General features: G+C 33.6%; 13 protein-coding genes. All 13 read left to right on the top strand.

What is annotated here, in order from left to right; all coding sequences use genetic code 11:
* Positions 1-181: 181 nt before the first annotated feature.
* The 13 genes from tsf (at position 182) to lpxB (ending at position 14,013) form a co-directional block, all read left to right on the top strand.
* Positions 182-1,033 carry a translation elongation factor Ts gene (tsf, locus tag GFV14_RS00570; protein ID WP_457914414.1) on the top strand — a complete coding sequence of 284 codons (852 nt, stop codon included), beginning with the start codon at positions 182-184 and terminating at the stop codon, positions 1,031-1,033.
* Between the two features lie 305 nt (positions 1,034-1,338).
* Positions 1,339-2,067 carry a UMP kinase gene (gene pyrH, locus GFV14_RS00575; protein WP_457914415.1) on the top strand — a complete coding sequence of 243 codons (729 nt, stop codon included), beginning with the start codon at positions 1,339-1,341 and terminating at the stop codon, positions 2,065-2,067.
* A 103-nt stretch (positions 2,068-2,170) separates the two neighbouring features.
* Entirely contained in the window at positions 2,171-2,737 is a 567-nt protein-coding gene (gene frr, locus GFV14_RS00580; protein ID WP_457914416.1) for a ribosome recycling factor, read from the top strand.
* Between the two features lie 244 nt (positions 2,738-2,981).
* Positions 2,982-4,181 carry a 1-deoxy-D-xylulose-5-phosphate reductoisomerase gene (gene ispC, locus GFV14_RS00585; RefSeq protein ID WP_457914417.1) on the top strand — a complete coding sequence of 400 codons (1,200 nt, stop codon included), beginning with the start codon at positions 2,982-2,984 and terminating at the stop codon, positions 4,179-4,181.
* Positions 4,182-4,356: 175 nt separating this feature from the next.
* The gene (gene uppS / locus GFV14_RS00590; RefSeq protein ID WP_457914418.1) at positions 4,357-5,097 is read left to right on the top strand and encodes a polyprenyl diphosphate synthase; all 741 of its coding nucleotides are present in this window, start codon (positions 4,357-4,359) and stop codon (positions 5,095-5,097) included.
* A gap of 23 nt (positions 5,098-5,120) precedes the next feature.
* Entirely contained in the window at positions 5,121-5,984 is an 864-nt protein-coding gene (cdsA, locus tag GFV14_RS00595; protein ID WP_457914419.1) for a phosphatidate cytidylyltransferase, read from the top strand.
* Positions 5,985-6,102: 118 nt separating this feature from the next.
* The gene (gene rseP, locus GFV14_RS00600) at positions 6,103-7,236 is read left to right on the top strand and encodes an RIP metalloprotease RseP (protein ID WP_457914420.1); all 1,134 of its coding nucleotides are present in this window, start codon (positions 6,103-6,105) and stop codon (positions 7,234-7,236) included.
* Between the two features lie 145 nt (positions 7,237-7,381).
* The gene (gene bamA / locus GFV14_RS00605) at positions 7,382-9,799 is read left to right on the top strand and encodes an outer membrane protein assembly factor BamA (RefSeq protein ID WP_457914421.1); all 2,418 of its coding nucleotides are present in this window, start codon (positions 7,382-7,384) and stop codon (positions 9,797-9,799) included.
* A gap of 90 nt (positions 9,800-9,889) precedes the next feature.
* Complete coding sequence (locus GFV14_RS00610) at positions 9,890-10,384, top strand: OmpH family outer membrane protein (RefSeq protein WP_457914422.1); 495 nt, start codon at positions 9,890-9,892, stop codon at positions 10,382-10,384.
* Between the two features lie 3 nt (positions 10,385-10,387).
* Positions 10,388-11,425 carry a UDP-3-O-(3-hydroxymyristoyl)glucosamine N-acyltransferase gene (lpxD, locus tag GFV14_RS00615; protein ID WP_457914423.1) on the top strand — a complete coding sequence of 346 codons (1,038 nt, stop codon included), beginning with the start codon at positions 10,388-10,390 and terminating at the stop codon, positions 11,423-11,425.
* Between the two features lie 129 nt (positions 11,426-11,554).
* Positions 11,555-12,007, top strand: coding sequence for a 3-hydroxyacyl-ACP dehydratase FabZ (gene fabZ, locus GFV14_RS00620; protein ID WP_457914424.1), 453 nt, complete (start codon positions 11,555-11,557; stop codon positions 12,005-12,007).
* A gap of 1 nt (position 12,008) precedes the next feature.
* Positions 12,009-12,827, top strand: coding sequence for an acyl-ACP--UDP-N-acetylglucosamine O-acyltransferase (gene lpxA / locus GFV14_RS00625; protein ID WP_457914425.1), 819 nt, complete (start codon positions 12,009-12,011; stop codon positions 12,825-12,827).
* Between the two features lie 31 nt (positions 12,828-12,858).
* The gene (gene lpxB, locus GFV14_RS00630; protein WP_457914426.1) at positions 12,859-14,013 is read left to right on the top strand and encodes a lipid-A-disaccharide synthase; all 1,155 of its coding nucleotides are present in this window, start codon (positions 12,859-12,861) and stop codon (positions 14,011-14,013) included.
* The last annotated feature ends 177 nt before the right edge of the window (positions 14,014-14,190 follow it).

A 14,190-nucleotide genomic window follows, 5' to 3' on the forward strand; every position in this document is an offset into this window, starting at 1 on the left:
TGATATAATAAATATCCAAAAAGGATAGTAAAGTATGTGATTTCGGTAGCTGAATCTAGTTTAAACATACAACTAATACAATTAAGTATTATAGTATAATGTTAGTGAAAATGGTTTTTTATCTAAATGAGACTTATTTTGTGGAGATTTTTCATGCGAGGCATATTGAGGAATGAATCACATGTCTAGATTTACTGTTGCACTAATAAAAGAATTGCGCGAACGTACCGGAACAGGGATGATGGAATGCAAAAAAGCACTAGTTGAAGCTAGTGGTGATATTGAGATAGCAATTGACAATATGCGCAAATCAGGTCAGGCTAAAGCTGCCAAGAAAGCATGTCGTGTTGCTGCTGAAGGTATTATTTTAGCAGAAGTTTTTTCTGATGGTCAAAGTGGTATTTTAATCGAGTTAAACAGTGAGACTGATTTTGTTGCTAAGGATGCTAGTTTTTTAGCATTTGGTAGAAAAGTGATGGCGTCTACTATCGCTGATAAAAATACAGATATTAGAATAATTAAAACGAAATTTGAAGATGCTCGTACTACTTTGATTGCTAAGGTTGGTGAAAATATTAATATTCGTCGTGTAGCCATTCTAGATGGCGTACAAGTTGGTAGTTATGTGCATGGTGCTCGTATTGGTGTTCTGATAGCAGCTGAAGGTGCGGATGAAGAACTACTAAAACATATTGCCATGCATATTGCCGCAAGTAAACCTGAATACATTACGCCAGATGATGTACCGGAATCCGTTGTTTCTCATGAGCGTCAAATTCAATTAGATATTGCTATGCAGTCTGGAAAGCTTCCTAAAATTGCTGAAAAAATGGTTACTGGTCGTATGAAGAAATTTACCAGCGAAATTTCTTTGACTGGTCAGCCTTTTATTATGGATCCAAGCAAATCTATTGGCGATCTGTTAAAAGAAAAAAAATCGAAAATTATTAATTTTATTCGTTTTGAAGTAGGTGAGGGTATTGAAAAGATTAAAATTGATTTTGCAAAAGAAGTTTCTGCAATAAGTAAATAAGTTTTTTAATTTGAAGAGCCGCCAGATTAGCGGCTCTGTTGTGCATATGTCATTTTTAATCTTTTCTTGACAGAAAATGAAATTTTAATTTACTAATTAACGTTATTTAAAATCATATAGTTATTCTAGAATATAGTATAACATATACTTATTGTTTTTAGTGGATTAAATTGTTTTGTATATATTGTTTACTGTGATATTTAAGTGATGCAGTAACAAAAAATAGATTATATTGAGTTTTGTAGGGTTTTTGCTCTTTGCGTGTGCATGAATTTAGTGAAATTATTTTGATAGGATCAAATACGATGACAATTAATAAAAAACCTGTTTATCAGCGTATTATGCTAAAGCTTAGTGGAGAAACATTGCAAGGTTCAGAAAATTTTGGCATTAATCCTAGTGTTTTAGAGTATGTGGTTCAGGAAATTAAAGTACTTATAGAACTAGGTATACAAGTCAGTGTAGTTATTGGCGGAGGTAATTTGTTTCGTGGTGCTAGTTTAGCAAAATCTGGCATGAACAGAGTGGTGGGCGATCAGATGGGAATGCTAGCAACTGTGATTAACGGATTAGCTATACGTGACGCATTGCATCATGCTTATTTGAATGCAAGATTGATGTCTGCTATTCCACTCAACGGAATATGTGATACTTATAGCTGGTCTGAAGCTATTAATTCACTCTCTCATGGTTGTATTGTTATATTTTCTGCAGGGACAGGGAATCCATGTTTTACAACAGATTCTACTGCATGTTTACGTGCCATTGAGATTGAAGCTGATATTGTATTGAAAGCAACAAAAGTGGATGGTGTTTATTCAGAAGATCCAGTAAAAGACCATGATGCTGTATTGTATAAAAGAATGAATTATCGAGCAGTTCTTGAAGGTGAATTAAAAATCATGGATTTGACAGCATTTACGTTAGCACGTGATTATAATTTGCCTATCTGTGTTTTTAATATAAACAAGCCGGGAGCGTTACGGCGTGTTGTAATAGGCGAAAATGAAGGTACGTTAATTTCTGACAATTAATCATCATCACGACATAATTTATATTGAACTTTACTATCTAACAGAATTGTAAAAAATTTAAAAAAATTTGTATTCTGGTTTTTTTAATAATCAGGGATGTAAGATGAAAAATGTAATTAATAACATTCATAAAGATGCTCAATTTCGTATGGAAAAAAGCGTTGAAGTATTAAAAAATCAAATTAGTAAAATGCGTACAGGGCGTGCGTCACCGAGTTTACTTGATGGGATTATGGTAAATTACTATGGTTCAGAAATACCTTTACGTCAACTAGCAAATGTGACCATTTCAGATGTTCGAACATTAGCCATTTCTATTTTTGATCGTTCAATGTCTCTAGCGATTGAGAAAGCAATTATGTCATCTTCTTTAGGATTACACCCCTCATCTACTGGTACTGTTATTCATGTTCCACTTCCTCCGTTAACTGAAGAGCGTCGTAAAGAATTAATTAAAATTGTGCGTGCAGAAGTTGAGCAAACCCGTATCTCTATTCGTAATGTGCGACGTGACGCTAATGATAAAGTAAAAATATTACTAAAAGACAAAATAATAAATGAAGATGATGAGCATCAATCTCAACATGATGTTCAAAAAATAACAGATATCTTTATTCAGAAAATTGATCAGGCGTTAGAGAAAAAAGAAATGGAGCTAATGGATTTTTAATTGATACAGTGAATCAAGCTATATCAATAATAATTTATGGTAGTTTTATACTTAAAATTATTAAAACTGACTTAAGATAATTCAAATTTAAATTTTATACAGGCCAGAAAGAAAGTAATTTGCTTCTTCAATGTATAAAACTTTCATTATTATGATTATATATTCATATCTAATAAAAATTCTTTCCTATAACTCAAGCTTGTTATATCCTCAGTCTTGAATACATACTGAGAATCTGATAATAATGAAACATCTTACTATTTTGGGATCAACAGGTTCAATTGGTAAAAGTACATTGTCTGTTGTAAGAAACAATCTTAATAAATTTCAAATTGTTGCATTAGTCGCAGGACAGAATATTCATGAATTATCACGTCAATGTATTGAATTTAAACCGCGATATGCTTCTATGATTAAAGAGTCATCAGCACAAGCACTACGTATTATTTTATCTGAAAATCAGTGCAAAACAGAAGTTCTTTCTGGGCGAGATTCCGCAATACAACTTGCTGGATTAGATGATTCTGACCAAGTAATATCTGCTATTACTGGTATTGAGGGTCTTCTTCCTACATTAGCAGCTATTCATAAGGGTAAAAAAATTTTATTAGCAAATAAAGAATCATTAATTGCAAGTGGTCGACTATTTTTTAATGCTATCCGTAAGCATGGTGCAACAGTGTTGCCAATTGATAGTGAACATAATGCGATTTTTCAAAGCTTACCTAACATAATTCAATCAAATCTTGGTTTTGCTGATTTATCCGCTTCAGGTGTTTCTAGTATTATTTTAACAGGTTCAGGAGGCCCTTTTAGAGATCCACCATTATCTTATTTGGATCATGTTGTACCTGATGATGCTTGCAATCATCCTAATTGGTCTATGGGTCGTAAAATTTCCGTAGATTCTGCGACAATGATGAATAAAGGATTAGAATATATTGAGGCATGTTATTTTTTTAATGCAGAGAAAGCACAAATTGAAGTTGTTATTCATCCTCAATCTGTGATTCATTCTATGGTGCGTTATCGAGATGGTAGCGTGATTGCTCAATTAGGTATGCCTGATATGTGTACGCCGATTTCTTATAGTATGGCTTATCCAGAGCGTATTTTTTCGGGAGTTGAACCCCTCGATTTTACAAAAATTTCGTCATTAACATTTATGCAACCAGATTATCAACGTTATCCTTGTTTAAAGTTAGCTATTGATACATGCCATAAAGGGCAAGCATCAACGACAATACTCAATGGTGCAAATGAAATTTCGGTGACTGCATTTCTTGATGGCAAAATTCGTTTCACGGATATTGCAAAAATTAACTTAATGACATTAGAAAAATTATGTTTATCTGAACCTATTTCAATTGATGAGGTTTTAGAAATCGATCGTCATGCTCGTTGTGAAGCTATACAAATCATTAAAAAGAACCTTTCAGGTTAGTATGTAATATATTTTATTTTTACTAAGTGAAAACTTTTAATATACTAAACATATAAAATAGAAAATTATTTCAGTATTGAGCGGAGAAGTAAAAGTATATTGCATTAGAAAACAAAATAATAGATCTTATTTTGTGTTGCACTCTTAACGCTTTGTACTCAAGGGGTAGGCTCTGATGAACTCTAGTAATAAAAGTTTCTCCCATTCAATAGGTCCACAACATGTTGCTATTATTATGGATGGTAATGGACGTTGGGCAAAACAGAGAGGTAAAATTAGGATTACTGGACATAAGGCTGGTATTGATTCTGTACGTATTGCAGTTCGTTTTGCAGTAAAAACTAAAATTAGTTCGCTTACGCTGTATGCATTTAGTAGTGAGAACTGGAGAAGACCAGAAAAAGAGGTGAAATTCCTTATGGAGTTATTTGTTTTTCTTTTAGATAATGAAGTTAAGAATTTGCATAAAAATAATATAAAATTACTTATTATCGGTGATGTTAGCAGGTTTAGTGAGCGTCTTCAAAAACAAATTCAAAAATCGCAAGAATTAACTGAAAACAATACAGGATTACGGTTGAACATTGCAGCAAACTACGGTGGTCGTTGGGATATAACTAATAGCATGAAACAAATTTTTGAATTAATAAAAATTGGTCAACTTTCTTTTGATGACATTAATGAAGAAACAATAAATAATTATATTTGCATGCATAGTCAAAAAAATGTTGATTTAGTCATTAGAACTGGCGGTGAGCACCGAATTAGTAATTTTCTATTATGGCAAGTTGCTTATGCGGAATTGTATTTTACCAATATATTATGGCCAGATTTTAATGAAGTAGTATTTCAAAATGCGATCGATGCCTTTAATCAACGTGAGAGACGTTATGGTGGGGTTGAATCAAATTTCTGACTTGTTCACTAAAGGGGTAAGTAGTGCTGAAGTATCGTTTAATTACTGTGAGCATTCTAATTCCACTAGTTATTGCAGGACTTTTTTTACTCTCTCCTACAGCTTTAGGTTATGTTATAATTATAGTATGTGCTATGGGGGCTTGGGAATGGGCTCAATGTGCAGGTTGGATCTCTCAAACTAAACGTGTCAGCGTTGCTGTTTTGTTTACTATTATATTATTAGCTATACAATTTTCTTTTTCGGATATAACACTATTGTCTAGTGAACCTATTATTTTATATGGACTTTGGGCTGGGCTTATTTGGTGGGTGATTGCTATCTTATTAGTTGTAACGTTTCCTGTATCTGCAATTGCTTGGGGCGCATCTGCGATGGTGGGAATATTATTTGGTATACTGACTATTATTCCTTTCTATTGTGGTATTATGGTACTAAGAACTCTTTGTTACCAACGCGATACTTTTTTTGGATCGTGGTGCTTGTTGTATGTTATGTTGTTAGTATGGGGAGCAGATACAGGTGCTTATTTTTTTGGTCGGAAAATAGGACGTCATAAAATGGCTCCAAGACTTTCACCAGGTAAAACATGGGAAGGTTTAATCGGTGGTTTAATAACTTCGGGTATTATGGCATGGTTATTTTATTTATTTGCGCCAATTTCTGTTATGCCTAATTATTTATTAGTGACATCAATTATTGTTGTTGTAGTATCTGTATTTGGTGATTTGACAGAAAGCATGTTTAAAAGACAATCAGGCATGAAAGATAGTAGTCATTTAATTCCTGGGCATGGTGGAATTCTTGATAGAATTGATAGTTTAACAGCAGCAATACCAGTATTTGCTGGCTTGCATTTATTATTTTTTAATGGTGTTGATCTCTAAGGTAAGATATGAGGTTGTTCTGGCGTTTAGCTGAATTTATTATTACTATTAGTCGTTTAATAACCATTTATGAATATGGGAATTTTTTGGTTGCGTGTTTTTGTGGTGTTTATATTGAGTGCTTTCAATTGGCTTTGGTAAAACGTTGTGGAATAAGTTTGATAAACAAGGCACGGAGTTTGTGATTGCAATGTTCCCATTAGGTGGATATGTAAAAATACTGGATGAGCATGTTGATAAAATTACTTCTAATTATCGCCATTGTACATTTAATAATAAAAGTATTATTCAGAAAGCTGCTATTATTAGCACCGGGCCCATTGCAAACTTCTTACTAGGAATTTCTGTTTATTGGATTGTCTTTATCATAAATATTCCATCTGTACGTTTTATTATTGAAGATATAAAACTTGATACGGTGGCTGCAATAGCAAATATTTTTCCTGGTATGGAACTAAAATCAATTGATGGCATCAAAACGCCTGACTGGAATTCAGTTCGTTTAATATTGATGAGTAAAATTGCTGAGTCTAAATTAATTCTGTCATTATCACTCAAAGGGTCTGATAAGTTAATTACGAAAATTATTAATTTAACTACATGGAAATTTAACCCAAACACTCAAGGCCTTCTTTTATCTATTGGGATAGTCCCTGTTTCATCGAAAATAAGTTCAGTGATTTCAAAAGTTTTACCTGGTCTATCGGGTGAAAGATCCGGTTTACAATCCGGAGATAAAATTATTAGCATTAACAGGGGAAAACTCAATGTCTGGACTCCTATAATATGGTTGATTCATAGTAGCCCAAATAAATTATTACAATTAGATGTTGAAAGAAATAAGCAGTTAATTTCTCTTACATTAATACCTGATAGTAAAAATGAGAAAAGTGGTGAGACAATTGGCTTTGCAGGTATTCAATTTTTACTAATGCCCTTAAAAGATCAATACAAAATAGTAGAACAATATGATCTGTGTGACGCGTTTCTTCAAGCTAGAGATAAAACTTATCAGTTAATAAAATTAACTTTAAATATAATAAGTAAATTAATTATTGGGGATTTTAAACTTAGCAATTGGAGTGGCCCAGTTTCTCTTGCAAAAAGTGCAATAAGGTTTGCGGAATCAAATATAATACATTATTTAATGTTTATCACACTAATTAGTGTCAACTTAAGCGTGGTAAATTTATTGCCATTGCCTCTATTAGATGGAGGTCGTTTGCTCTTTTTATTAATTAAAAAAAATTAAAAAGTGTAGCATCCGAAAAGATACAGAATATTAGTTACAAAATAAGTTTAATGATATGAATGTTATTAATGGGATTTGTGTTTTTTAATAATTATTCTCGCTTCTAGTAAGTATATTGAAGACTAGTAAAGGATACTCTATAACGATGACGATGAAAAAGTTGCTTATCGTATCTCTGCTGCTTAGTAGCAGCACGACTGCATATGGTGCAAATCAATTCATACTTAAAGATATTCGTTTTGAAGGCTTACAACGTGTTTCCGTTGACGCAGTATTATTAAACATGCCAGTAAGAGTCGGTGATGTAGTTAATAATAAAGATATTAGTCGTTCGATACGTGCTCTTTTTTCTACGGGTAACTTCGAAGATTTAAAAGTTTTGCGTGCTGGAAATACATTAATCTTTCAGGTGAAAGAACGTCCTACCATCACGAGCATTATTTTTATAGGCAATAAATCTATTCAAGATAATGTACTAAAACAAAACTTAGAAGCATCAAATATTCGTGTTGGCGAAAGCCTTGACCGCACTAAAATATCAAATATTGAAAAAGGTTTAGAAGATTTTTACTATAGTCTTGGTAAATACAATGCAACAGTTAAAGTGATTGTTGCACCACTACCTCGTAATCGAGTTGATATAAAGTTTATGTTTTCTGAAGGTATTTCTGCAAAAATTCAGCAAATTAATGTGATAGGTAATAAACATTATACAACAGCAGAACTTGTCAATCAATTTCAGTTACGTGATTATGTTCCATGGTGGAACTTTGCCGAGGATTACAAATACCAAAAACAAAAATTAGTAAATGATTTAAATACTCTTCGTACTTTCTATTTTGATCGTGGTTACGCTCTTTTTAAGATAAACTCTACTCAAGTGAGCTTGACACCGGATAAAAAAAATATTTATATTACGATTAATATCACAGAAGGTGATCAATATAAGATTTTTTGTGTTGATATTAATAGTAATACCACGCACTATCTAACCGAAATTCAAAAATTGATTACGATTATACCAGGCATGCCGTATAACGGCACACAAGTGACGATTATGGAAAATAAAATTAAGGATTTTCTTGGTCGTTACGGCTACGCTTACCCAAGTGTCATAACTGAACTAGAAGTCAATGATAAAAATAAAACTCTAAAGTTACATATTAATATATATACAGGTAATCGTTTCTATGTTCGTAAGATTAATTTCGAAGGTAACGATATTAGTAAAGATAATATTCTGCGTCGTGAAATGCGTCAAATGGAAGGTGCATGGCTTAGTAATGACCTTGTAGATTTAGGTAAAGAACGTCTTAACCGTACTAGTTTTTTTGAGACGGTCGATGTTAAAACTCAGCGTATACCTGGTAGTTTAGATCAGGTAGATGTACTTTATAAAATTAAAGAACGTAATACAGGTTCAATGAATTTTGGTGTGGGTTTTGGTACTGAAAGTGGCATCAGTTTTCAAGTGGGTGTCACACAAGATAACTGGCTTGGAACTGGTAATGCCTTTGGAATTAATGCAAGTAAGAATGATTACTCAACTAATGTTGAGATGTCATTTACTGATCCATACTTTACTGTGAATGCTGTGAGTTTAGGTGGTCGTATTTTTTATAACGACTTTCGTGCAAAAGATGCTGACCTATCCACTTATACTAATAAAACTTATGGTTTAGATAGTTTTTTAAGCTTCCCATTCAATGAAAATAATTCATTTCGTATTGGCTCGGGGTATATTCATAATTCTCTGTCTGATATGCAACCACAAGTAGCGATATGGGATTATCTTAATTCTATGGGAGATAGACCGTCTATTAGTAATGATGGTCGTAATAATGAGAAGTTTGATGCTAATGATTTTACTCCAAACTTAAGTTGGACTTACAACTCATTAGATCGTAATTTCTTTCCAACCTCTGGCAATAAAACTAGCATTTCAGGAAAAATTACTTTTCCAGGTTCGAGTAACGAATACTATAAACTTCATTTTGATACTGCTCAGTATTATTCAATTAATAAAGCTAGCACTTGGATTATACTTTTTCGTGCACAAGCAGGTTTTGGTGATGGAATAGGTGTTAAGCGTCTTCCATTTTATGAAAATTTTTATGCTGGTGGTTCTAGTACACTACGTGGTTTTCGTTCAAACAATATTGGTCCAAAAGCAGTGTATCTTAATAATGTAAATGGAAAAATTGCACCTAATCTGAAAAGTCTAGCAAGTGATGCTGTGGGTGGTAATGCAATGTATACAGCTTCATTTGAACTAATTATACCAACACCATTTGTTGATGAAAAATACTTGAATATAGTACGCACTTCTATGTTTATTGATGCTGGAACTGTATGGGATACTAACTGGAGTAGTATTAATAAAGAATGGCGTCAAGGTATTCCTAATTATGGTAAAGCGACTAATATCCGTATATCTTCAGGTATTTCTTTAGAATGGATGTCTCCCCTTGGACCTTTAGTTTTTTCTTATGCGCAACCTATTAAGAATTATGCAGGTGATAAATCAGAGCAATTCCAGTTTAATATTGGTAAGATATGGTAATCTAAATCATGTTGTCTAAGATAAAGTTGTTATTTTTAATGTAATAAGTAATTCAAATTTAAATCATAAATATAATTTAAGGAGTTTCGTGTGAAAAAAATTTTATGTAAAGCGTGTGCGACGTTAGCCTTGAGTCTGTCTGCAGGAGTTTATGCAGATAAAATTGCTGTTGTGAATATTGCTGAAATTTTTCAAAATATGCCGGCTCGTGAAATGGTAACAAAGCAAATTGAAAGTGAGTTTAAAGGTCGTGCTACCGAGTTACAAAATTTAGAAAAAAAATTACAGTTATGCGTAGAAAAATTGCGTCGTAATTCTACAACTATGAAGCAAAGTGAACGTGAAAAATTAGAGAAAGAATTGCTTACTAAACGTGATCAATTTGCAGAAAAAGCTCAGAAATTTGAAGAAGACAATCATCGTCGACAAACAGAAGAACGAAACAAGATTCTTAAACCTATTCAAGATTCTATTAAATCTATTGCAAACAAAGAATCTTATGATGTTGTTATTGATGCAAATGCAGTTGCTTATGCAAAAAATAGTATTGACATAACAAAACAGGTTCAAAAACAGGTTAAATAATAGATGTTCTCAATTCGATTAGCTGATTTAGCTCAGCAGTTGAATGCGCAGTTACATGGTGATGGCAATACTGTCATCACCAGTATTGCTCCAATGTATTCAGCAAATAATCAACAAGTTACATTCTTATCTGATAGTCGTTATAGAAAAAAATTAGTAGAGTGTCAGGCTGCAGCGGTAATATTGACTGCGAAAGATCTTAACGCTTGTCAGGTTTCTGCACTTGTCGTAGACAACCCTTACCTTACTTATGCTCGATTAGCTCAGATCATGGATACTACACCTATGCCTGCTGAAAATATTCATGTATCAGCTGTTATTGATGATAACACTAAAATTGGTAAGTATGTTTGTATCGGTGCCAATGCAGTTATTGAAAGTGGTGTTGTACTGGGTGATAAGGTCGCTATTGGTGCTGGTTGTTTTATTGGAAAAAATACACGTATTGGTGCAGGTAGTTGCTTATGGGCAAATGTCAGTGTCTACCATAATATTGAAATTGGTGAACAATGTTTAATTCAATCAGGGGCTGTAATTGGTTCTGATGGTTTTGGTTATGCTAATGATTGTGAAAATTGGATCAAAATACCTCAACTTGGTACTGTCATTATTGGTGATCGTGTTGCAATTGGTGCGTGTACTACGATTGCTCGAGGAGCGTTAGATAATACAATAATTGGGAATGGTGTTATTATTGATAATCAATGTCAGATTGCACACAATGTTAGCATCGGTGATCATACTGCTATTGCTGGTGGTGTTATTATGGCGGGCAGTTTAAAAATTGGTCACGATTGTATGATTGGTGGTGCAAGTGTTCTTAACGGTCACATGGAAATCTGTGACAAGGTGACTATAACTGGAATGGGAATGGTTATGAGACCCATTATTGAACCAGGTATATACTCTTCTGGTATTCCTTTGCAGCCTAATAAAGTTTGGCGTAAAACGGCAGCTTTAGTTTTGAATATTAATAATATGCGTAAACGATTAAAAGCTGTTGAACGTCAATTAGATAAGGAAACTAAAAAAAGACAGTAATACTTTTGTAGTTCAGGTTAAAATAATTTTCTGAATTACGTTTTTCGACCTAATTAGTAATTAAATTTAGAAATGATAGCGGGTCGATTAGTTCATTAAAATGTGTCAATAGACAGGAAGAGTATTTCGATGAGTGATAATCATACTCTGAATATAGAAGAAATTTTAGAACTGCTCCCACACCGTTCTCCGTTCCTTTTAGTTGACCGTGTATTGGATTTTACAGAAGGTAAATCCTTGCGTGCAGTGAAGAATATTTCATTCAATGAACTATTTTTCCAAGGCCATTTTCCAGGTAAACCAGTTTTCCCAGGTGTTCTTATTCTGGAAGCAATGGCTCAAGCAACTGGTATACTTGCGTTTAAAAGCGCTGGTAAATTAGAGCCTGATGAATTGTATTATTTTGCAGCGATTGATAATGCTCGTTTTAAACGTCCTGTTTTACCTGGGGATCAAATGATCCTAGAAGTAGAATTTATTAAAGAACGTCGTGGCGTTGCGCGCTTTAAGGGGATAGCAAAAGTTGATGGAGAAGTGGCCTGCGAAGCAGAAATGATGTGCGCCCGTCGCCGTGAGGTCTGATATGATTCATAAAACAGCTTGTATTCATCCTTCATCTATTATTGATGATAGAGCTATTATTGCTGCTAATGTTCGTATTGGCCCTTTTTGTTATATTGGTTCTAACGTTACAATTGGCGAAGGTACTGAGCTACAATCTCATGTTGTTATTAATGGATATACAAATATTGGTTGTGACAATGTTATATTTCAGTTTGCTTCTATCGGTGAAATCAACCAAGATCTTAAATATCAGGGCGAGCTAACTCGTGTAGATATTGGTGATAGGAATCGTATTAGAGAAAGTGTAACTATTCATCGTGGCACTTCTCAAGGCGGAAGCCTGACAAAAGTAGGCGATGATAATCTTTTAATGGTGAATGTTCATGTTGCTCACGATTGTGTTATTGGTAATCGTTGTGTGATTGCCAATCATGGTACTTTAGGTGGGCATGTAACTCTCGGTGATTTTACCACGATTGGTGGTATGACTGCTGTTCATCAATTTTGTCAAATTGGTGCACATGTTATGGTTGGTGGTTGTTCTGGCGTGGCACAAGATGTGCCACCGTATGTAATGGCACAAGGTAACCACGCAATACCTTATGGATTGAATATTGAAGGTTTAAAACGTCGTGGTTTTGATAAACAGTCTTTAAATGCTATTCGTAATGCTTATAAAACACTTTACCGTTCAGGTAAGCCATTAGAAGAAGCACGTAATGAAATTACTATTCTTGCGAAAGCTAATCCGCATGTGAAAGTGTTTAGTGATTTTCTTGATATTTCTTCAGAGTCGAACCGTGGTATTATTCGTCAATCTGTTTTGATGCGGTATTAATAAGATAAAGATTTCTATTAAGGAATGAATTATGGTAAATAATGATCGCACACTTACTATTGGAATAGTTGCTGGTGAAATTTCTGGTGATATACTTGGTTCAGCACTGATTCGAGAGCTAAAAAAACAAGTGCCTGATGCGCGGTTTGTTGGAATTGCAGGTCCTTTAATGCAAGCAGAAGGATGTGAGGCTTGGTATCCAATGGAAGAGTTAGCAGTTATGGGTATTGTTGAGGTATTAGGCAGGCTTCCTCGATTATTTGTGATTCGAAAAGAGCTTATTAAACGCCTTATACAATTACAACCCGATATTTTTATTGGCATCGATTCTCCTGATTTTAATATTATGTTAGAAAAGCGATTGAAATCAAATGGTATTAAAACTATTCATTATGTTAGCCCTTCAGTTTGGGCATGGCGACAAAAACGTGTATTTAAAATTGAACAAGCCACTAATTTAGTACTTGCCTTTTTACCTTTTGAAAAAGCTTTTTACGATCGTTTTAATATACCTTGTCGTTTTATTGGGCATACAATGGCAGATGCAATTCCTTTACAAGTTGATAAATTATCGATAAGGCCAAGTCTTGGTATTTCTAAAAATATAAAGTGCTTAGCTATCTTGCCAGGAAGCCGACATTCTGAGGTGGAAATGTTAAGCGCTGATTTTTTGAAAACTGCCAAAATATTAAATAAGCGATTTGTTGATCTCTATATTATAGTCCCTCTTGTAAATCAAGAACGACGAGAACAATTTGAGATAATTCAAAAGAAAATTGCTCCAGAACTGACTGTGCATCTATTAGATGGTCAGGCTAGAAATGCTATGATGGCAGCTGATGCGACATTATTAGCTTCAGGAACTTCAGCACTTGAATGTATGCTTACAAAATGTCCAATGGTTGTGGGTTATCGAGTAAACCCAGTGACATTTTGGCTCGCTAAGCGTTTCGTGAAAATCCCTTACGTTTCATTACCAAATCTATTAGCAGAAAAAGAAATTGTTAAAGAATTACTTCAAAAAGCATGTCAACCTGAACAGCTTGCCGATCAATTAATGCCACTTTTAGAAGGTGGTGAACGCATTGATCAACTGAAAAAAATATTTCTACAACTTCATCAACTAATCCGATGTAATGCAGATACACAAGCTGCTGATGCTGTCTTGAATTTAATTAGAAATTAATAGATTTATATATTTTCTAGTTTAATTTATTTTCTTAAGTAGATCTAATAAGGTAGTGCGCTAGATTAGAATTTATGATCGTAGATGTAGCATCAGAAGATTGTAAAAATTCATTATTAAATTAGAAGATGTTAAAAGCTAATAAAAAAACGTGAAGAGTTGTTTTCGAATAATTAA

It is taken from the genome of Candidatus Hartigia pinicola (assembly GCA_020541205.1).
Classification (GTDB): domain Bacteria; phylum Pseudomonadota; class Gammaproteobacteria; order Enterobacterales; family Enterobacteriaceae; genus Hartigia; species Hartigia pinicola.

What these genes read in the sequence shown, in the direction of transcription:
- fabZ (WP_457914424.1), top strand. Translation starts at nt 11,555, where the DNA reads ATGAGTGATAATCATACTCTGAATATAGAAGAAATTTTAGAACTGCTC.
- frr (WP_457914416.1), top strand. Translation starts at nt 2,171, where the DNA reads ATGAAAAATGTAATTAATAACATTCATAAAGATGCTCAATTTCGTATG.
- tsf (WP_457914414.1), top strand. Translation starts at nt 182, where the DNA reads ATGTCTAGATTTACTGTTGCACTAATAAAAGAATTGCGCGAACGTACC.
- uppS (WP_457914418.1), top strand. Translation starts at nt 4,357, where the DNA reads ATGAACTCTAGTAATAAAAGTTTCTCCCATTCAATAGGTCCACAACAT.
- ispC (WP_457914417.1), top strand. Translation starts at nt 2,982, where the DNA reads ATGAAACATCTTACTATTTTGGGATCAACAGGTTCAATTGGTAAAAGT.
- pyrH (WP_457914415.1), top strand. Translation starts at nt 1,339, where the DNA reads ATGACAATTAATAAAAAACCTGTTTATCAGCGTATTATGCTAAAGCTT.
- lpxD (WP_457914423.1), top strand. Translation starts at nt 10,388, where the DNA reads ATGTTCTCAATTCGATTAGCTGATTTAGCTCAGCAGTTGAATGCGCAG.
- lpxA (WP_457914425.1), top strand. Translation starts at nt 12,009, where the DNA reads ATGATTCATAAAACAGCTTGTATTCATCCTTCATCTATTATTGATGAT.
- lpxB (WP_457914426.1), top strand. Translation starts at nt 12,859, where the DNA reads ATGGTAAATAATGATCGCACACTTACTATTGGAATAGTTGCTGGTGAA.
- bamA (WP_457914421.1), top strand. Translation starts at nt 7,382, where the DNA reads ATGACGATGAAAAAGTTGCTTATCGTATCTCTGCTGCTTAGTAGCAGC.